Origin of the sequence: Neotabrizicola shimadae (assembly GCF_019623905.1) — a bacterium.
In the GTDB taxonomy this organism is placed as follows: Bacteria; Pseudomonadota; Alphaproteobacteria; order Rhodobacterales; family Rhodobacteraceae; genus Neotabrizicola; species Neotabrizicola shimadae.
The window spans coordinates 3,127,767-3,147,281 of the sequence record NZ_CP069370.1; the positions used below are offsets into that span (position 1 = coordinate 3,127,767).

General features: G+C 67.8%; 15 protein-coding genes. 13 read left to right on the forward strand and 2 right to left on the reverse strand.

All coding sequences use genetic code 11. The annotated features are described in order from the left end of the window. Window positions 1–4 precede the first annotated feature (4 nt). From JO391_RS15260 to JO391_RS15275, 4 genes are read left to right on the forward strand one after another with little or no spacing between them, the layout of a single operon-like run. Window positions 5–1,441 (forward strand): aldehyde dehydrogenase family protein, encoded by a 1,437-nt coding sequence (locus JO391_RS15260; protein WP_220661306.1) that lies wholly within the window; start codon window positions 5–7, stop codon window positions 1,439–1,441. Then, window positions 1,438–2,055 carry an HD domain-containing protein gene (locus JO391_RS15265; protein WP_220661307.1) on the forward strand — a complete coding sequence of 206 codons (618 nt, stop codon included), beginning with the start codon at window positions 1,438–1,440 and terminating at the stop codon, window positions 2,053–2,055. Before JO391_RS15260 ends, JO391_RS15265 begins: the two co-directional genes overlap by 4 nt. Next, window positions 2,052–2,798: an SDR family NAD(P)-dependent oxidoreductase gene (locus JO391_RS15270; protein ID WP_220661308.1), complete on the forward strand. Its 747-nt coding sequence runs from the start codon at window positions 2,052–2,054 to the stop codon at window positions 2,796–2,798. Before JO391_RS15265 ends, JO391_RS15270 begins: the two co-directional genes overlap by 4 nt. A 10-nt stretch (window positions 2,799–2,808) precedes the next feature. Further along, complete coding sequence (locus JO391_RS15275) at window positions 2,809–3,129, forward strand: 2Fe-2S iron-sulfur cluster-binding protein (protein WP_220661309.1); 321 nt, start codon at window positions 2,809–2,811, stop codon at window positions 3,127–3,129. A 6-nt stretch (window positions 3,130–3,135) separates the two neighbouring features. Here JO391_RS15275 and JO391_RS15280 read toward each other — a convergent pair whose 3' ends face one another. Then, a complete protein-coding gene (locus JO391_RS15280; RefSeq protein WP_220661310.1) occupies window positions 3,136–4,212 on the reverse strand; it encodes an alpha/beta hydrolase in 1,077 nt (358 codons plus the stop codon). A gap of 597 nt (window positions 4,213–4,809) precedes the next feature. On the opposite strand from JO391_RS15280, the gene speB reads away from it, so the two are divergent. After that, entirely contained in the window at window positions 4,810–5,781 is a 972-nt protein-coding gene (gene speB / locus JO391_RS15285; protein ID WP_220661311.1) for an agmatinase, read from the forward strand. 137 nt (window positions 5,782–5,918) lie between these two features. Here speB and amaB read toward each other — a convergent pair whose 3' ends face one another. Further along, window positions 5,919–7,418 (reverse strand): L-piperidine-6-carboxylate dehydrogenase, encoded by a 1,500-nt coding sequence (gene amaB, locus JO391_RS15290; RefSeq protein ID WP_220661312.1) that lies wholly within the window; start codon window positions 7,416–7,418, stop codon window positions 5,919–5,921. 216 nt (window positions 7,419–7,634) lie between these two features. On the opposite strand from amaB, the gene JO391_RS15295 reads away from it, so the two are divergent. The 8 genes from JO391_RS15295 to JO391_RS15330 are packed head-to-tail and all read left to right on the forward strand — an operon-like array spanning window position 7,635 to window position 19,464. Further along, window positions 7,635–8,798, forward strand: a complete 1,164-nt coding sequence (locus tag JO391_RS15295; RefSeq protein WP_220661313.1) for an ABC transporter ATP-binding protein — start codon at window positions 7,635–7,637, stop codon at window positions 8,796–8,798. Continuing rightward, window positions 8,795–10,024: an ABC transporter substrate-binding protein gene (locus JO391_RS15300; protein WP_220661314.1), complete on the forward strand. Its 1,230-nt coding sequence runs from the start codon at window positions 8,795–8,797 to the stop codon at window positions 10,022–10,024. The genes JO391_RS15295 and JO391_RS15300 overlap by 4 nt, the downstream gene beginning before the upstream one ends. A 26-nt stretch (window positions 10,025–10,050) precedes the next feature. Next, a complete protein-coding gene (locus tag JO391_RS15305) occupies window positions 10,051–10,980 on the forward strand; it encodes a carbohydrate ABC transporter permease (protein ID WP_259444720.1) in 930 nt (309 codons plus the stop codon). Continuing rightward, window positions 10,973–11,785, forward strand: coding sequence for a carbohydrate ABC transporter permease (locus tag JO391_RS15310; protein ID WP_220661315.1), 813 nt, complete (start codon window positions 10,973–10,975; stop codon window positions 11,783–11,785). The genes JO391_RS15305 and JO391_RS15310 overlap by 8 nt, the downstream gene beginning before the upstream one ends. After that, a complete protein-coding gene (locus JO391_RS15315; RefSeq protein WP_220661316.1) occupies window positions 11,782–13,422 on the forward strand; it encodes an amylo-alpha-1,6-glucosidase in 1,641 nt (546 codons plus the stop codon). The genes JO391_RS15310 and JO391_RS15315 overlap by 4 nt, the downstream gene beginning before the upstream one ends. Then, window positions 13,419–14,471 (forward strand): LacI family DNA-binding transcriptional regulator, encoded by a 1,053-nt coding sequence (locus JO391_RS15320; RefSeq protein WP_220661317.1) that lies wholly within the window; start codon window positions 13,419–13,421, stop codon window positions 14,469–14,471. The genes JO391_RS15315 and JO391_RS15320 overlap by 4 nt, the downstream gene beginning before the upstream one ends. After that, window positions 14,471–17,497 (forward strand): aminotransferase class III-fold pyridoxal phosphate-dependent enzyme, encoded by a 3,027-nt coding sequence (locus JO391_RS15325; protein WP_220661318.1) that lies wholly within the window; start codon window positions 14,471–14,473, stop codon window positions 17,495–17,497. Before JO391_RS15320 ends, JO391_RS15325 begins: the two co-directional genes overlap by 1 nt. Continuing rightward, the gene (locus tag JO391_RS15330; RefSeq protein WP_220661319.1) at window positions 17,494–19,464 is read left to right on the forward strand and encodes a beta-galactosidase; all 1,971 of its coding nucleotides are present in this window, start codon (window positions 17,494–17,496) and stop codon (window positions 19,462–19,464) included. The genes JO391_RS15325 and JO391_RS15330 overlap by 4 nt, the downstream gene beginning before the upstream one ends. Window positions 19,465–19,515: the final 51 nt, after the last annotated feature.

Genomic DNA, 19,515 nt, shown 5'->3' on the forward strand with positions numbered 1-19,515 from the left:
GCGGATGGAGATGTTCCTGGACGGCACCTTCACCCCTGCCCGCGACGGGCGCGTGATGCCGGTCACCGATCCGACCACGGGCGAGAGCTTCGACACGGTCCCGCTGGCCGGCCCGGCCGACGCCGACATCGCCATCCGGTCTGCCGCCCGCGCATTCGAGACGTGGAAGCGCACTCCCGTCACCGAGCGCGCCCGCATCCAGAAGACCTGCGCCGCCGCCCTTCGCGCTGCCGCGCCCGAGGTTGGCGCCCTTCTGTCGCGCGAACTTGGCCGGCCCTTGCCCGGTTGCCTGCACGAAATCTCGCGCTCGGCCGAGCTTCTGGACATCTATGCCGAGGAGGGGCTGCGCCTTCAGGCGACCCTGTCGCTTGGGTCCGCCACGGGCGAAAAGACCATCGTGACGCGCGATCCGGTGGGGGTGGTGGTGGCGATCACGCCGTTCAACTACCCGATCAACCTTCTGATGTTCAAACTGGGCGCGGCGCTGGTGGCGGGCTGCACGGTCGTCGCCAAACCATCCGAGGACACGCCGCTCTCCACCCTGAAAATCGCTCAGATTTTCCATGCTGCGGGCCTGCCCGCGGGCGTGTTCAACGTGGTCACCGGCGACCGCGCCCTGGGCGAGGCACTGGTGGCACATCCCACCCCCCGCAAGATCGCCTTCACCGGCTCGGTCGCCGCCGGCAAGGCCATCGCCGCCGCGGCCGCAGGCACGGTCAAGCGCCTGACGCTGGAACTGGGCGGCCAAAGCCCCGCCATCGTCTGCGCCGATGCCGATCTGGACAAGGCGGCAACCGCCATCGCCCGCCACGGCTTCGCCAATTCCGGGCAATTCTGCTATCGCGTGAACCGGGTCTATGTCGAACGCCCGGTCTATGCCGATTTCCTGGCCCGCCTGACCGCAAAGGTCGCTGCCATGACGGTCGCCCCCGCCGGCGGAGCGGGCGAGCTTGGCCCGCTGGTCAACGCCAAGATCTTCGCCAACTCCGACCAGCAGATCGCCGACGCCCGCGCCAAAGGTGGGCGCATCCTGACGGGCGGCGCGCGCCTGACGGGACCGGGGTTCGATGGCGGCTACTACCTGCCGCCCACGCTGATCGCCGATGCCACCCCCGACATGGCCGTGATGCGCGAAGAGACCTTCGGGCCGGTCATCGGCCTGGCCGCCGTGGACAGCCCCGCCGAGGCGCTTGCCCAGGCCAACGACAGCCGCTTTGGCCTGGCCGCCTTTGTCTTCACCCGCGACCTCGCCCGCGGCCTGATGCTGTGCGAGGGGTTGGAGGCCGGCTCTGTCTGGTTGAACGACATCCAGCGTTCGTCGCATTTCGTGCCCTTCGGCGGCATGAAGGAAAGCGGGCTTGGGCGGGAGAAGGGGCGTTACGGCGTCGAATCCTACCTCGAATACAAGACCATGTATCTGAGTTACGAGGTGCCCGAATGATCCCCGCCGAAGACCTGATCCTGCCGCGCGACCTGCCCCTTTGGCACGACGCCCGCCTCTATCTGGACGTTCGCAACAACGACGAGCACACCCTTGTGGCCTATGGCGTGGCCCGCGCCCTACTGGACCAGATCCCCGAGGCGCGGGAAAGCGTGGTCCTGCCGGCGATCCTGCTGCATGACGTGGGCTGGAAGCGCGTGCCGCAGGACCTTTTGCTGCAGGCCATCGGGCGCAACCCGACGCGGCCCGATCTGGTGCGCGACCACGAGTTGTACGGGGTGGACATCGCCCGCGGCATCCTGCAGCGCCACCGCCCGGAAGGCGTGGACATCGAGGCGGTGCTGGCGATCATCGACGGCCATGACACAACGCGCCACGCCAAGTCCATCGAGGACGCCGTGGTCAAGGATTCCGACAAGGGCTGGCGCGTCACGCCGCATGGCATGAAGACCATTCGCGGCTGGTACGACTGGAGCCTCGATCAGTACATCGACATGGTCTCCAACGTCTCGAACCCTCGGATGCTGACCGCGCCGGGGAAGGCCATGGCCGAGGGATTCACCGCCTCGCTGCGGGCGGAACAGCAACTGTCGCGCTATCTGGGGACGCCATGACCGATCTTGGGCTGAACGGGAAACGGGTGGTCGTCACCGGCGCAGGCGGCGGGTTGGGTCGCGCCTTCGCGCTCGCCTTCGCGAAGGCGGGCGCGCGGGTCGTAGCCGCCGATGTGAACGCGGACGGCGCCGCCGAAACCGCCGCGCTGGCCGGGCCAAGTGCCTTGTCGATGCGGCTGGACGTCACCTCGGCCGCCGATTGCGCTGCCCTGGCCACGCGCCTGTCCGACGACTGGGGCGGCGTGGACGTGCTGGTCAACAACGCGGCGCTTTATGGCGGGCTGGAACGGCGGCCCTTTGAAGACATCGACGAGGACATCTGGGACCGGGTGATGGCGGTCAACGTCAAGGGCGTCTGGAACATGAGCCGCCACCTCGCCCCCCTGATGCCCGCCGACGGCTCCATCGTGAATGTGGCCTCTGCCACGGTCTTTTCCGGCTCGCCCCAGTGGATGCACTATGTCGCCTCGAAGGGCGCGGTGATCGCCATGAGCCGCACGATGGCCAAGGAACTGGGCGGGCGCGAGGTCCGCGTCAACGTTCTCGCCCCCGGCTTCACCATGACCGAGGCGAGCCTTGGCCTGATCGAGAACGCCCGCAGCTATGGCGTGGACCGGGCGGCGCTGAAACGGCCCGCCGAGACAGATGACATTGTCGGCGGTGCCCTGTTCCTGGCCTCGCCGCTGTCGTCCTACATGACCGGCCAGACACTCATCATCGACGGCGGCCGCCAGTTCATCTGAGGAGATCCCCATGGTCCAGGTGACCTTCATCGAGGCCGACGGCACGCGCCGCACCGTCGAGGCCAGGGAGGGCGAGCCGCTGATGATCTCGGCCCGCAACATCGGCGTGCGCGGCATCGTCGCCGAATGTGGCGGCTCGGCCATGTGCGCGACCTGCCATTGCTATGTGATCGAGACGCCCGGCGGCGACCTGCCCGCCCCGCGCGCCGATGAGGCCGACACGATCGAGTTCAACGCCAACGAACCGCGCGAGAACTCGCGCCTCACTTGCCAGATCATGGTGACGCCCGCGCTTGATGGCGCCGTGTTCCAGGTGGCAACGGGGCGCTAGGCCGGCTCAGGCCAGGTGGCGCGCGAAAAAGGCGCCGATCTCGCGGAAGGCTTCTTCGGTTTCCGGCACGAAGGGTTCCAGGAACTGGGCGTGGCTCTGCCCCTCGTACACCTGCAACTCGGCCACCACCCCCGCCTGCCGAAGGCGGCGATGCGCCCGTACCGTCTGGCTCAACAGCAGGTCGCGGGTGCCGCTGGTCAGCATCGCCGGCGGGAAGCCCGCAAAGTCCCCGTGGAGCGGCGAGATCAGCGGATCGGCCAGGTCGCGCCCCGCGGCGTAAAGCAGGGCAGCAGCTCCCGACCAGCCATCGGGTGAAACAAGCACGTTGTCGACGAAGGCATTGGCTTGCAGTGAGTCCCCTGCCCCTGTCAGATCTGCCCAGGGTGTGCCGGGCGCGATGGCACCGGGCAGCGGAAGGCCCGCATCTCGTGCCGCCAGCATCAGCGCAAGCGTCAGCCCGCCCCCGGCAGAGGCACCGAACACGCCGATGCTTCCGGGATCGCGCTGCGCCGCCAGCGCACGCCAGACAGCCATCGCATCGTCCAACGCCGCCGGGAAGGGATGATCGGGCGGCATCCGGTAATCGACCGAGATCACCGGCCAGCCGGCCAGGGCCGCCATCAACATACCCTCACCGGCCCCGGCCTCTCCCGGGAAGAAGACATAGCCGCCCCCGTGCAGGTGCATCAGCACCCGGCCCGCGGCCTCGGGCGACGGGGTCGCGGGGTCGATCCGGAACACCGAAACACCGGCGATGCGATCTGACGAAACGCGCAGGCCGTAGGTCGCCTTGATCTTCGCGATGTCTCCCGCCGCCGCCTCGACACTTGCCGCCACAAGGTCCTTCCACGCGGCAGCAGTGGTCGGCCGGCTGTCCCAGCCGGCAGCCAGCGGGCCGGCGATGACCGCGGCAAGCTCCGGGCTCACCGTGTCCGGCACCGGCAGCCAGCGCGCCGGAACCTGGCGGCCCGGTCCTGCGGGCTGGCCGGACGCAGTTCCCTCGGCTAGGGCGGCCGGCGCCGCGCCGCCGATCAGGCACCCCGTCAGCAAGAGTGCTCGGCGATTGAGTTCGGTCTCGGACATGTCCACCTCCGGCCCTGTTGCCCGGCGACTATGACAGCAAGACGGGACGGCGCAACAGAGCACGGACCCCGTGCCGGACGGGGCAGGAACCCTTCCTGCCACGGCGCTGCCGCACGACCGGCTGCATGAAAGGTCGAACCCGCCCATCAGGCCGACAAGACCCGGTGTCGAGCCTTGCGACCGGCTATCTCCAGGCCTGACGTCGGGCAATTCATACCGGGACTTGGCCTGCACATCGAACGGCAAGACCTTTGCGTGGGAAGGACCAGAAGTTGCAATGTCGAAGGGATGGAAGCAGCTCGGTTGCGTCGAGCGGGCGGTGATCTTTACGGGGCAGCAGCCTGCGGGACACGCGGCTGGGAAATGGTGCACTCCGGACGTGAATCCCCATCCGTGACCCATTGCCCATTCTTTGTGTTGGCTAGCGTCCTAGCTCGGACGCCTCGGCTTCACCGGCCCGAGCGGCGGCGGGATCGCCGGTCCTGCCCAAGGGGTCTTTCCCTGGCGCCCGGTTCGGCCCACAACGGAGCGCGGACCCTTGGGTCCCCCGAACGTCAACGTCTCGCCTTCACCCCGAAAGACCGGACCGCAAGAGCCATGGGCACCAACAGCTACGAGACCGGCCGATTGAACCTGCCCTTCGTGGGCATCTCGACCTTCGGCAAGAACCCCTACCAGCCCGACTGGGACGCCATAGACGCCGACGTGGCCGTGATGGGCGCGCCCTTCGACTTCGGCACCCAGTGGCGGTCCGGCGCCCGCTTCGGGCCGCGCTCCATCCGCGAGGCTTCCACCCTCTTCTCCTTCGGCCACGGCGGCGCCTATGACCACGAGGACGACGTGACCTACCTGCCCGCCGACCGCGTCCGCATCGTGGACATCGGCGACGCCGACATCGTCCACACCGACACCCTCAAGAGCCACGCCAACATCGAATACGGGGTGCGGAAGATCCTGGCGGCGGGCGCCCTGCCGGTGGTTCTGGGCGGGGACCATTCCATCAACATCCCCTGCATCGCCGCCTTCGAGGACGACTGCGCCCGGAACGGGCCGATCCACATCGTCCAGATCGACGCCCACCTGGACTTCGTGGACGAGCGGCACGGGGTCCGATATGGCCACGGCAGCCCGATGCGGCGGGCGGCAGAGAGGCCCTGGGTGACCGGGCTGTCCCAGTTCGGGATCCGGAACGTCAGCTCCACCGCGAGGGAGGGCTATGAGGCGGCGCGGGCGATGGGGTCGGACATCCTGTCGGTCCGCCAGATCCGGAAGCTGGGGGTCGAGGCGGTGCTGGACCGCATCCCGGCCGGGGCGCGGTACTATGTGACCATCGATATCGACGGGTTCGACCCCTCCATTGCGCCGGGGACCGGGACGCCCTCGCATGGGGGGTTCGTCTATTATGAGGTGCTGGAGCTGCTGGCCGGGCTGGCCAAGCGGGGGCCGATCGTGGGGGTCGATCTGGTGGAGGTGGCGCCCGACTATGACCACACCGGGACCACGGCGATCCTGGCGGCTCAGGTTCTGATGAACTTTCTGGGCCGCATCTTCCATGCGCGGGGGGCCTGAGGTGGGGCGTCCGAGCTCGGACGCCTACCGAAGCCAAGCAAAATCAATAGTTTGCTTTCGCGAATTAACTTGGACTTAACTTTTTCCCCTCCGCTGGTAGAGGGGTGGGCGGGCCCACGGCCCGCCCACCCGGCGGGTCAGAAGTCGAAGCGCACGCCCTGGGCCAAGGGCAAGCGGGTCGAGTAGTTCACCGTCGCCGTCTGGCGGCGCATGTAGCCCTTCCAGGCGTCCGAGCCGGATTCGCGGCCGCCGCCGGTTTCCTTTTCGCCCCCGAAGGCCCCGCCGATTTCGGCGCCCGAGGGGCCGATGTTGACGTTGGCGATGCCGCAATCCGAACCGGCGGCGGAGAGGAAGGTTTCGGCTTCCAGGAGGTCGCGGGTGAAGATGCAGGAGGACAGGCCCTGCGGCACGTCGTTCTGCAGCGCAATGGCCTCGTCCAGCGTGTCATAGGTCAGAACATAGAGGATGGGCGCGAAGGTCTCGTGCCGGACGATGGCGGTTTGTGCCGGCATCTCGACCAGCGCCGGAGCGACATAGGCGCCGTTCGGCACGCCCTGCGTGACCGGCGCCCCGCCATGGACCGTGCCGCCCTGATCGCGCGCGGCTGTCAGCGCGGTCTGCATGGCCTGCAGCGCGGCGCGGTCGATCAGCGGGCCGATCAGGGTGCCTTCAACGCGCGGGTCGCCGACGGGCAGCGATGCATAGGCGCGGCGCAGGCGCGCGATCAGGTCGTCGCGCACCGAGCGGTGCGCGATGAGGCGGCGCAGCGAGGTGCAGCGCTGGCCGGCGGTGCCGACCGCGCCGAAGACGATGGCGCGTACCGCCATGTCGAGATCGGCGGTGGGCGCGACGATCATCGCGTTGTTGCCGCCCAGTTCCAGGATCGGTCGGCCCCACCGCGCCATGACCTTGGGCCCGACGATCTGGCCCATGCGGGTGGAACCGGTGGCCGAGATCACCGGAACGGCGGGCGATGCGACCAGCGCCTCGCCGATGGCGGCGCCGCCGATCACCAGTTGCGACAGGCCCTCGGGCGCATCGTCGCCGAAGCGGGCGATAGCGCGTTCCAGCGCACGGTGCGCCGCGATGGCCGAGAGCGGCGCCTTTTCCGAGGGCTTCCAGATCACCGGATCGCCGCAGACCAGCGCCAGGGCGGCATTCCAGCTCCACACTGCGACGGGGAAGTTGAAGGCCGAGATGATGCCGACCGGGCCGATGGGATGCCAGGTTTCGGTCATGCGGTGACCGGGCCGTTCGGAGGCGATGGCGAGGCCGTAAAGCTGGCGCGAGAGGCCCGTGGCGAAGTCGCAGATGTCGATCATTTCCTGGACTTCGCCCAGACCTTCGGAGGCGATCTTGCCAACCTCCAGCGTCACCAGAGCACCGAGCGCGACCTTGGCGGCGCGCAGTTCCTCGCCCAGGAGCCGGACGAGTTCGCCCCGGCGCGGGGCGGGCACGATGCGCCATTTGCGGAAGGCCTCGGTCGCGCGGGCGATCACCTGGGGCATGGTGGCCGGGTCGGTTTCGCTGAGGCGGGCGAGTTCGCTGCCGTCCACCGGCGAGGTCACGACAAGCGTGCCGCCCGAGAGGTCGGCCGCCGTCAGGCCGGCGGCGGCAAGGGTTTCGGCTGGGGTCATGGTCTGGGCTCCCTGGAGTGTCATTCCGCCCGGCGGGCGGGCCGGTCCCGCTGTGCGGGAGGCGAAAATCGCGCCGCCGGGGACTCACGCCGTCTCTATCCGCCTGTCGGGGCGGGGGGTCAAGGGCGGGCGGCGCTGCGCCCAATAAAAACGATTAACTCTGACATTAAAACGATTATACTGCCCCTATTCGGCTGATTCTCGGGGGAGGCTTACTTGGCCGGTCTGCGCATCGAGGGGCTTCGCAAGGGTTTCGGCCCGGTCGAGATCCTCAAAGGCATCGACCTCGACATCCGCGATGGCGAGTTCGTCTGTTTCCTGGGCCCTTCGGGCTGCGGCAAGTCCACCCTTCTGCGCTGCATCGCGGGGCTGGAGACGCTGAGCGACGGCGAGATCCGGCTGGGCGAGCGCGACATCACCGATGCGCCCTCGGCCAAGCGCGACATCGCCATGGTGTTCCAGAACTACGCGCTTTACCCGCATATGACCGTGGCGAAGAACATGTCCTTCGGCCTGTCGCTGAACGGCATGAAGCGGCCCGAGATCGAGGCGCGGGTGCAGGAGGCGGCCGAGATCCTGCGGATTGGCGAGCTGTTGCACCGCAAGCCCAAGCAGCTTTCGGGCGGGCAGCGCCAGCGGGTCGCCATTGGCCGCGCCATCGTGCGCAAGCCCAAGCTGTTCCTGCTGGACGAGCCTTTGTCGAACCTGGATGCGGCGCTGCGCGTGACCATGCGGGCGGAGTTGAACGCCCTGCATGACCGGCTGGGCGTGACGATGATCTATGTGACCCACGACCAGGTGGAGGCGATGACGCTGGCCGACCGGGTGGTGGTGCTGGACAAGGGCCGGGTCAGCCAGTTCGGCCCGCCGCTGGAGTTGTTCCACCGCCCGGCCAACCTGTTCGTGGCGGGCTTCATCGGCACGCCGAAGATGAACCTGCTGCCCGGCCGGGTGACGGGGGCTACGGGCGAGACGGTTTCCGTGACGGTGGGGCCGCTGGCGATGGACGTGTCCCTTGCCGCCGCCGCCCGCGTGGCGGTGGGCGAGACGGTGACGGTGGGTGTGCGCCCCGACCGGCTGCGGCTGGCGCGGGGGGGAGCGGGCCTGCCCGCGCGGATCACCCTGGTGGAACGGCTGGGCACCGAGGCGCATGTGCATCTGGTGCTGGAGGATGGCGCGGCGCTGACCGCGATCACCGAGGGCGCCGCGCCCTTCATGGCGCGGCAGGACGTGACGGTCGGGGCTGACCCGGCCGACGTGCATCTGTTCGACGCCAGCGGGGCGGCCCTGCCGCGCCGGCTGGATTCTGCCACCGAAACCCTGCTGGCGCAGGGATCAAGGGGCTTTGCCGAGCCCCGTCAACAGGAGGAACACGCATGAAGACTTTCGCCACAACGCTTGCGGCGCTGGCCGCGAGCGCCGCCTTCGCCTCGGCCGTGCTGGCCGAGGACCAGGTGATCCGGTTTGCCACCTGGGACAGCGAGGAGAGCCTTGCCATCCAGGAGGCCATCGCCGCCAAGTTCGAGGAAGCCAATCCCGGCGTGCAGGTGCAGGTCGAAGCCTATGGCGACGGCTATGACACCAAGCTGGCCGCCGCGATGGGCGCGGGCAATGCGCCCGACGTGATGTACATGTGGAACTTCCCGGCCTATGCGCCCTCGCTGATGCCGCTGAACGACTTCATCGCCAAGGATGGCGAGGCGATGAACATCGCCGACATCTCGCCGGCGCTGATCGACACGTCGAAGATCGACGGGAATGTCTATGGACTGCCTGCGGGCTTCACCACCCATGTGATCTTCTTCAACAAGGATCTGCTGGCGGCGGCTGGCGTGGCGGAACCGGCGAAGGGCTGGACCTGGGACGACCTGCGCAAGGGCGCGCAGGCGACGACCAAGCCGGCCGAACAGGTGTTCGGCTTTGCGGTGGATGCCAAGCCCGACCCCTATGACTTCGAGGAGTTCTTCTGGTCGAACGGCACCCAGTACATCTCGGACGACGGCAAGACGGTCGAGGGTTTCATGAACAGCCCCGAGGCCGCCGAGGTGCTGACCATGTTCGCCGACATGATCAAGTCGGGCGAAGCGGTGGCGATCAACATCGGCGACCAGACTTCGGGATCGGCGCTGTTCAAGGCGGGCAAGCTGGCCTTCTTTGAAGGCGCGATGTGGAACAAGGGCGGCATCGACGAAAGCGGCGTGAACTATGGCGTGGCGGTGCTGCCGGCCTTTGGCACCAAGCCGGTGAAATCGGCGATCAACGCTTCGGCGCTGTCGATTTCGAAGGACACCAAGCAGCCCGACCTGGCCTGGGAGTTCGTGAAGTTCTACGCGTCGCCGGAAGCGGTGGCGATGCGCAAGAACGACCTTCCGGTGCGTGCCTCGGTGGCGGAAGCCTCGGGGATGACGGCGGATCCGAAGCTGGCGCCGTTCTTCGAGATGCTGGCGGTGTCGGGCGGTACGACGCCGGCGTTCCTGAAGAACCCGGAATGGGCGCGCATCCAGGAGAACCTGTCGGCGGCGATCGAGGCGACGATGGTGGACCAGGGCAATGCGCAGGCGCATCTGGACGAGGCGGTGAGCCGCTCCGCCCGGTTCCTGAAGTGATCTGAGACCGGGGAGGGGTGAAGAGCATGGCCGATGTCCGATCCTCCCGGCGGCGGCGGTCCGGCCCTGGGCTGGCGCCGTGGCTGTTCATCTCTCCCTGGATCTTCGGGTTCGTGGTCTTCACGGCGGGCCCGCTGGCGTTCTCGCTGTACATGAGCTTTTTCGACTGGCCCATCGTGGGCGAGCGGGAGTTCGTGGGGATCGACAACTACCTCACAATGGTGATGGAGGATCCGCAGTTCTGGGAGAGCCTGTGGATCACCACGAAATTCGCGCTCTTGTTCGTGCCGTTCAACATCGTGCTGTCGTTCCTGATGGCGATGCTTCTGAACCTAGGCCTGAAGGGGACGGGGGTCTTCCGCACCGCGTTCTACCTGCCTTCGGTGATTTCGGGGGTGGCACTGGTGACGATCTGGTCGTGGATCTATTCCAGCCGCTATGGGCTGTTGAACTATCTCCTCGGGCTGACCGGGATCGAGGGGCCGAACTGGCTGGGCGATCCGTCCTTTGCGGTGGTGGCCATCGTGATTGCCAGCCTTTGGGGGCTGGGCGGGACGATGCTGATCCTGCTGTCGGGGCTGCAGGCCATTCCGAAGGAGCTGTACGAGGCGGCGCGCATTTCTGGCGTGCCGGGCTGGGCGCAGACGCTGTTCATCACGCTGCCGATGCTGGGGCCGATGCTCTTGTTCGCGATCATCACCTCGATCATCTCGGCCTTTCAGCAACTGACCATCGCCCTGTTGCTGACCAAGGGCGGGCCGCTCGGGTCCACCTATTTCTTCGCGATGTACATCTACGACAACGCCTTCAAGTACTTCGACATGGGCTATGCCGCCGCGATGAGCTGGATCATGTTCGCGCTGGTGCTGGCGATGAGCCTTCTGGTGCTGAAATCCTCGGCCGCCTGGGTGCATTACGAGGGCGAGGTGAAGGGAAAGGACGGCGCAAATGGCTAAGACGCTTGCCTATGGCCTGCTGATCTTTCTTTCGGCGCTGTTCGTGGCACCCTTCCTGTGGACGCTGATTACCGCAGTGAAGACGGAAGCCGAGCTGACCGCCTTTCCGCCCGTGTTCTGGCCCGAAACCTGGCACTGGGAGAACTTCGGCATCGCCTGGACCAAGCTGCCCTTTAACACCTTCCTGATGAATTCGGTGATCGTGGTGGTGCTGTCCACCATCGGGCAGTTGTTCTCCTCCTCGCTGGTGGCATTCGGCTTTGCGCGGTTCCGGTTTCCGGGGCGCGACCTGATCTTCATCGTGCTTCTGGCCTCGATGATGATCCCCTGGGACGTGAAGATGATCCCGCTGTACATGCAGTTCAATTTCCTGGGCTGGATCAACACGCTGAAGCCGCTGATCGTGCCGGCCTGGTTCGGCGAGGCCTTCTTCATCTTCCTTCTGCGCCAGTACATCATGACCATCCCGATGGAGATCGACGAGGCGGCGCGGATGGACGGGGCGAATGCCTGGCAGATCTATTCGCGCATCCACCTGCCGCTGATGATGCCGGCGCTGGTGCTGGTTGGGACGTTCCATTTCATGAATGCCTGGAACGACTATCTGGGGCCGCTGATCTTCCTGAACGACCAGACGAAATACACGCTGACCCTGGGCCTGTCGCTGTTCAAGGGCCTGCATGAACAGGACACGATTTCCATTGCCGCCGTCACCATCATCCTGTGCCTGCCGCCCCTCGTGCTGTTCTTCGTGGCGCAACGCTACATCATGGACGGCTCGATCGGGTCTTCGGTGAAGGGATGACGCTGTTCGACCCCCTGAAGGTGCCGTTTTCCCGGCGAGAGCGGTTTCTGACGCTGTCGGTCATGGACGGCGCGCTGATGCTGCGGTCGGTTCGGGGCGGCGACCTGCGGCCCTCGCTGGGCCGTCTAGCGCGGGTGGCCTTTCTGGCGGATGGGGTGGAGGTGGCGCCTGACCTGCGGCTGAGCCCCGGTTGCCTGGAAGCGGTGCATGGCGGGGCCCGCGTGCGGTTTGCCATCGGCGAAGGCGAGCGGCTGCATGTGGAAGGCGCGGGGCTGGCGCTGGCCTTCCGGCTGGAAGGGTCGCGGTATGACTATGCCTATCGCACGCCTGCCGGCGCGTTCTGCATGGTGGCGGCCTATGAGAACATCCGTCTGATGCCGCGGGCGCGGCGAGGCACGGTAGAGGTGACGGGCCAGTGGCGCCGCGACCGGGCCGACAACGTGACATGCGTGTTCTCGGGCGATTTCGAGGGCACGCTGGACCTGTTTGCGGTGATGCCGCCCGAGGCGTCGGAGACCGCGTTTGATGTGGTGGTGGCCGAGGCCGAGGCGGAGTTTGCCGCCTTTCGCGCCGGGTTCGGGGTGGAGGGAGAGGCGGCGCGGCTGGCGGCTTACCTGTTGTGGGCCAATACCGTGCCGGAGGGGGGGAGCCTCAGCCGCCCGGCTGTCTTCATGTCGAAGAATTCCATGATCAACATCTGGTCCTGGGACAACGCCTTTTCGGCGCTTGGCCTGGCCGGGGCCGATGGGGCGCTGGCCTTTGACCAGTTCGCCGCGATCTATGACCGGCAGGACGCTTGCGGAATGCTGCCCGATTTCGTGCATGACCAGGGCGCGTCCTTCGCCTTCACCAAGCCGCCTGTGCACGGCTGGGTGCTTCGGCTGATCGGCGAGATGGTGCCGGACTGGATGACGCCAGAGCGGGCCGCCTATCTGGCGGACCATCTGGCGGCGCAGGTGACATGGTGGCTGACGGCGACCCGCGCGGGGCGGGACAGCTTGCCCAGCTATCCGCATGGCAACGATTCCGGCTGGGACAACGCGAGTTTCTTCGATGCGGGCGGTCCGGTGGAAAGCCCGGACCTGCCGACCTTCCTGATCCTGTGTTGCGATGCGCTGGCCGTCTTGCGCCCGGCGGAGGCCGCGCGCTGGCGGGCCGAAGGTGCGGCCCTGTTCGCCCTGCTGATGGCGCGGTTGTGCGATGGCACGGGCTTTGGCACGCGGCGGGTGGGCGAAGGGCTGGAGCGGGGGCAAAGCCTGATCGGTTTCATGCCGCTTCTGTTGGGCGAGCGATTGCCGCGCGATCTGGTGGCCCGGATGGTGGCGGAGTTTGGCGCGCATCTGACCGAATGGGGACCGGCGACCGAGGCGCCGGGAAGCCCGTTCTATGAAGCGGACGGCTATTGGCGCGGGCCGATCTGGGCGCCGACGACGGCGCTGGTCTGGGACGGGCTGCGCCGGCAGGGCGAGGATGCGCCAGCGCGCGAGGTCGCGGCGCGGTTCTGCCGGCTGTGTGAAGCGCATGGCATGGCCGAGAACTTCGATGCGCTGACCGGCAGGGGCTTGCGCGATCCGGGCTTTGCCTGGACTTCTGCGGTGTATCTGATGTTCGCGCGCTGGCTGGGAGGGCGGGGATGACATCGCCCGAGCGGCCGACGCTGAAGACGATCTGCGCGATGACCGGGCTTTCGGTGGCCACGGTGTCCAATGCCCTGCGCGGGTCCGAAAAGGTGCGGCCCGAGACGCGGGCGCTGGTCGAGGAAGCGGCGGCGAAGATCGGCTATTCGGCCAATCTGACCGGGCTGCAACTGCGCACCGGCAAGAGCTATCAGATTGCCGCGGTGATGGCCGCGCCCCCGCCCGAGACGGACGAATGGGAAGGCGTGGAATACACGCAGCTTCTTTCGGGGGTGTCGAAGGCCCTGGAGGGCACGCCCTATCGGCTGGCGCTGTATGCGGTGGCCGACCAGGCCGAGGGGTTGGCGCTGATCAAGCGGCTGGTGGACCGGCGCGAGGCGGACGGGATCATCCTGTCCGGCACACGGCCCGAGGATGCGCGGGTGGGCTGGCTGCAGGCGCGGGGCTTCCCCTTCGTGACCTATGGCACGACCGAGGCGCATGGGGATCATCCGTTCGTGGATGCCGACAATGCGGGGATCATGGGCACGGCGGTGGCGCGGTTGGCGGATCGCGGGCACCGGCGGATTGCGCTGGTGAACCCGCCGGACCACATGTCCTGGGCGGTGACGCGGCGGCGGGCCTGGGCGGCGGCGATGCAGGCGGCGGGGCTGGCGGCGGACCCGGCGCTGGTGCGGGCGGGCGTGCTGACGCCGGGCTTCGGAGCAGAGGCGGTGGCTTCGCTGTCGCGGATGGCCGATCCGCCCACGGCCTATCTTTGCGCGAACGAGGCGGCGGCGCTTGGGGCGCTGTCGGGCTTTGCGCGGGCGGGGATGGTGCATGGGCGAGACGCGGTGATCAACGCGACGGACGACCTGAACGTCTCGGCCTATTTCGTGCCGCCGCTGACCACGTTCTTCCTGCCGATCAGCCGCCCGGCGCGGCTTCTGGGCGCGTTCATGCTGGGCCGGCTGGAGGATCAGCCGGTCAGCCAGTTGCAGCGCCTTTTGATGCCCGACCTGATCGAGCGGTCCGACGACATCCTGCGACCTGACCCCGGAGCCTTCTGATGAGCGCCTTCGACACTGCCAACCCGGCCTTTTCGGTGATGGACCTGGCCCGGCTGGCGCGGGAGCATTTCGGGGTGGAGGGGCGGGTAAAGGCGCTGCCGTCCGAGCGCGACCAGAACGCGCGGCTGATCTGCGAGGACGGGCGGGAGTTCGTGCTGAAGATCGCCAATCCGGCCGAGGATCCAGTGCAGATCGCGTTGCAGAACGCCACGATGCGGCATCTGGAGGCGGTGGGGATGGCGGGGCTGCCGCGGGTGGTGGCGACGCGGGACGGGGCGGATCATGCGGTGGTGGAGGTCGCGGGGCGGCCGGCGCTGATGCGGCTGGTGACCTGGGTGGCGGGTGTGCCGCTGGCCGAGACGGAGCGGACGCCGGGGCAGTTGCGCGCCTTGGGTGGGTTCATGGGGCGGATGGCGCGGGCGATGCAGGGCTTTGGTCATCCGGCAGCGTTCCGGCCGGGGTTCCCCTGGTCGCTGGACCAGGTGGGGCAGCTGGCGGGACATGTGGAGGACATCGCGGACCCCTGGCGGCGGGCGATGGTGGCGGCGCTGTTCGCGCGGTACGCGGCGCGGGTCGCGCCGCGGTTGGCCGGGTTGCGGGCCGGGGTGCTGCACCAGGATGCGAATGACTGGAACGTCATCACCGAGGCCGCGGAGCCCGAGCGGATCGCCGGGCTGATCGACTTTGGCGACATGTGCCATGGCCGAGTGGTGAACGAGCTGGCGATCACGCTGGCCTATGCGGTGCTGGATGCGCCCGACCTTTACGCGGCGCTGTGGTCGGTGATCTCGGGCTTTGCGGCGGAGTTTCCGCTGACCGAGGACGAGGCGGATGTGGTCCTTGACCTGATGCGGATGCGGCTGGCCTGTTCGGTCTGCATCTCGTCGCGGCAGTCGAAGCTGCATCCGGAGAATGACTACCTGCTGATCTCGCAGGGGCCGGCCTTTGCGGCGCTGGAGCGGATGGGGAAGATCGACGCGGAGTTCCTGGTGGCGCTGTGCCGCAGGGCGGCGGGGTTCGAGGCGGTGCGGGGCGTGGGTGCGCTGCGCGCGGCGTTGCAAGCGGCGGCGGTCCAGCCGATCCTGCGGCCCGATCCGCGGCGATTGCCGCGCATGGCGCTACCTACGGACGGGTCGCTGCGGGACATGCCCGCCTTTTCCGACCGGGCGTTCGATAACTGGTTCGCCGCGCAGCGCCCGGCCTCGGTTCCGGCCGACCTGCCCTTCCTGGGCTTCGGCGCCTGGGGCGAGAAGCGGTCCGTCTATACCTCGGCGCAGTTTGCCGATGCGGCGAGCGAGGAGCGCCGGACGCGGCATCTGGGCATCGACATCTTCGCGCCCGCCGGTACGGGCCTGCACGCGGCGCTGGACGGGGTGGTGCATTCCGTCACCTACAACGCCGATCCTCTGGATTATGGGCACACGCTGATCCTGCGGCACCAAATGGCGGGGCGAGAGTTCTTCACGCTGTACGGCCATCTGGGCGGCACGCTGCCGGGGCTGGTACAGCCGGGCCAACAGGTGAAGGCGGGCGACCTGATCGCGCATTTCGGGGACTGGCACGAGAATGGCGGATGGGCGCCGCATGTGCATTTCCAGATCATGTCCTCGATGCTGGGGCAGGACGGCAATTTCTTCGGCGTGGGGCATGACAGCCTTTGGGAGGTCTGGGCCGACATCTGCCCCGACCCGAACCTGATCCTGCGGATTGAGCCGGAAAGCTTCACGATCGACCCCGAACCGCCCGAGGCGATTCTGGCGCACCGGCGGCGGGTGATCGGGCGGTCGCTGTCGGTATCGTACCGCGAGAAGCTGAAGATCGTGCGGGGGCGCGGGGTCTGGCTGATCGACCATACCGGGCGGCGCCATCTGGATACGGTGAACAACATCACCCATGTCGGCCATTGCCATCCGCATGTGGTGGCAGCGCAGGCGCGGCAGGCGGCGGAACTGAACACCAACACGCGTTATCTGCACGGGCTGATGCCGGCGCTGGCCGACCGGATAGCGGCGACGATGCCGGGAAACTTGAGCGTGGTGACCTTCGTCAACTCGGGCACCGAGGCGAACGAGCTGGCCCTGCGCATCGCGCGGACGGCCCTGGGCAAGAAGGACACCGTGGTGCTGGATTGGGCCTATCACGGCAATTCCGGCGGAACGGTCGAGATCAGCCCCTACAAGTTCAAGCGCAAGGGCGGGTTCCCGCAGCCCGATTTCCTGCAGGTGGCGACCTTCCCCGATCCCTATCGTGGGCCGCACCGGGGGGCGGACAGCGGGCCGGCCTATGCCGCCGACCTTGACCGCTGCCTGGATGCCGTGGCGGCGCGGACGGGCGACGGCGCGGCCACCTTCATCGCGGAATCCCTGTCGGGCGTGGGCGGGCAGGTGGTGCTGCCGCAGGGATACCTTGCCGGGGTCTATGACCGCGTGCGGGCGCGGGGTGGCATCTGCATCGCCGACGAGGTGCAATGCGGCTTTGGCCGGGTGGGATCGGCCTTCTGGGGGTTTCAGTTGCAGGGCGTGGTGCCCGACATCGTGGTGCTGGGCAAACCCATCGGCAACGGCCATCCGCTGGCGGCGGTGGTCACAACGCCGGAACTGGCCGACCGCTTTGCCAACGGCATGGAGTATTTCAACTCTTTCGGCGGCAATCCGGTGTCGATGGCGGTGGGCCATGCCGTGCTGGATGTGATCGAGACCGAGCACTTGCAGGCGAAGGCACTGGCCACGGGCGAGCGGCTGATGGCGGGCTATCGCCGGCTAGCCGAACGGTTCCGGGTGATCGGCGATGTGCGGGGATCGGGGCTGTTCGTGGGGGTGGAACTGGTCGGCGACCGGGAAACGCGGCTTCCCGATGCAGCGGCGGCAGATATGGTGGTGGATGTGCTGCGGCGGCGCGGCATCCTGTCTTCGACCGACGGGCCGGATGACAATGTGCTGAAGATCAAGCCGCCGATGGTGTTTGGCCCCGATGAGGCCGACCTTCTGCTGGCCGAAACCGAGACCGCACTGGGGGCGTTGGCATGACCGGGGGGCAGCGCGGGCCGGATCTGGGGGTGTGCTACTACCCCGAGCAATGGCCAGAGGAGAAATGGGCCGAGGATGCCGCCCGCATGGTGGTGCTTGGCCTGACCTGGGTGCGGGTGGCCGAATTCGCCTGGGCCCTGATCGAGCCAGAGCCGGGCCGGTTCGACTGGGGCTGGCTGGACCGGGCGGTGGAAACGCTTGGGAACGCGGGACTGAAGGTCATCATGTCCACGCCCACGGCGGCCCCGCCGAAATGGCTGGTGGACCTGTACCCCGAGATCCTGCCGGTAGGGGCGGATGGCCATGTGCGCAAGTTCGGCGCGCGTCGGCATTACTGCTTTTCCTCGCCCGTCTATCGGCGGGAGGCGGCGCGGATCGCCACGGCGTTGGCGGAACGCTATGGCCGTAACCCCCATGTCCATGCCTGGCAGATCGACAACGAATACGGCGACCACGACACGGTGCATTCCTATTCACCCGCCGCCGAGGCTGCCTTCCGCGACTGGCTGCGCGCGCGCCATGGCACGGTGGAGGCGCTGAACGAAGCCTGGGGCACGGCCTTCTGGTCCATGCTGTATACGGATTTCGCGCAGGTCCAGCTGCCGAACCAGCTGGTCGAGGAACCCTCGCCCACGCATCTGGTGGATTACCTGCGGTTCTCCTCGGATCAGGTGGTGAGCTTCAACCGGATGCAGGCGGAAATCCTGCGTCGCCTGTCGCCGGGGCGGCCGATCACCCATAACTTCATGAACCAGAACACGGATTTCGATCATCACCGGCTGGGGCAGGATATCGATGTGGCCTCGTGGGATGTTTATCCCCTGGGAAACCTGATCCACGGGCGGCTGCCCGAGGCGCTGAAACAGCGGCACCTGCGGACGGGCGATCCAGATCAGCCGGGGTTCAACCACGATCTGTATCGCGGCGTGGGGCGCGGGCGGGTCTGGGTGATGGAACAGCAACCCGGCCCCGTGAACTGGGCGGCACAGAACGTGGCGCCAATGGATGGCATGGTGCGGCTGTGGTCGTGGCTGGCCTTTGCCCACGGCTGCGAGATGGTGAGCTATTTCCGCTGGCGGCAGGCGCCCTTTGCGCAGGAGCAGTTCCACACCGGGCTGCTGTTGCCGGATTCCACCCCCGACCAGGCGTTCCACGAAGTGGCGCAGGTGGCCGAGGAGATGCGGGCGATGCCCGAGATGGGTCCGCGCGGCCGGGCCGAGGTGGCGCTGGTGCTGGATTATGCGTCGCGGTGGGCCTTGGCCGCGCTGCCGCAGGGGCGCAACTTCAACCCGTCCCATCATGCGCTGGACTTCTATGCCGCGCTGCGCCGGCACGGGGTGGATTTGGACATCATCGGTCCGGAGACCGACCTGACCGGCTATCGGCTGGTGGTGGCGCCGGATCTGGTGATCGTGCCGGAGGGCTTCGTTCAGCGTCTGGCGGCTTCGGGCGCGAAAGCGGTGTTCGGGCCGCGGTCGGGATCGAAGACCGCCGACATGCATATCCCCGATGGCCTGCCGGGGGGGCCGCTGCGCGATTTGATCGACGTGAGGGTGACACGGGTGGAAAGCCTGCCGGACTGGCAGGTGGAAACGGCGGCGATGGGCAACCGGCGCGTCACGCTGCGGCGCTGGCGCGAGACGGTGGAGACAGGGGACGGCGTGCTGGCGCGGTTCGAGGGGGGGTACCGCGAGGGCGCGCCCGCCGTGGTGGGCAATGACCGGGCGCGCTATCTGGCGGGGTTGCCGGATGCCGAGGGGCTGGGGCTGGTGCTGACGGATGCGCTGGACTGGGCCGGGGTGGCGCACCTGCCCGACCTGGGCGACCTGCGGCTGGCGCGACGGGGCGGCGTGACCTTTGCGTTCAACTTCGGACCCGAGGCGGTGCAGCTGGCGGCACCCGAGGGCGCGCGGTTCGTGCTGGGCGGGCCGGTTCTGGACCCGGCGGGAGTGGCGGCCTGGGTCTGAACGGGTGCGGTCATGGTAGGGTCTTCCACTTTCGGCCCGGCCGGTATCTGA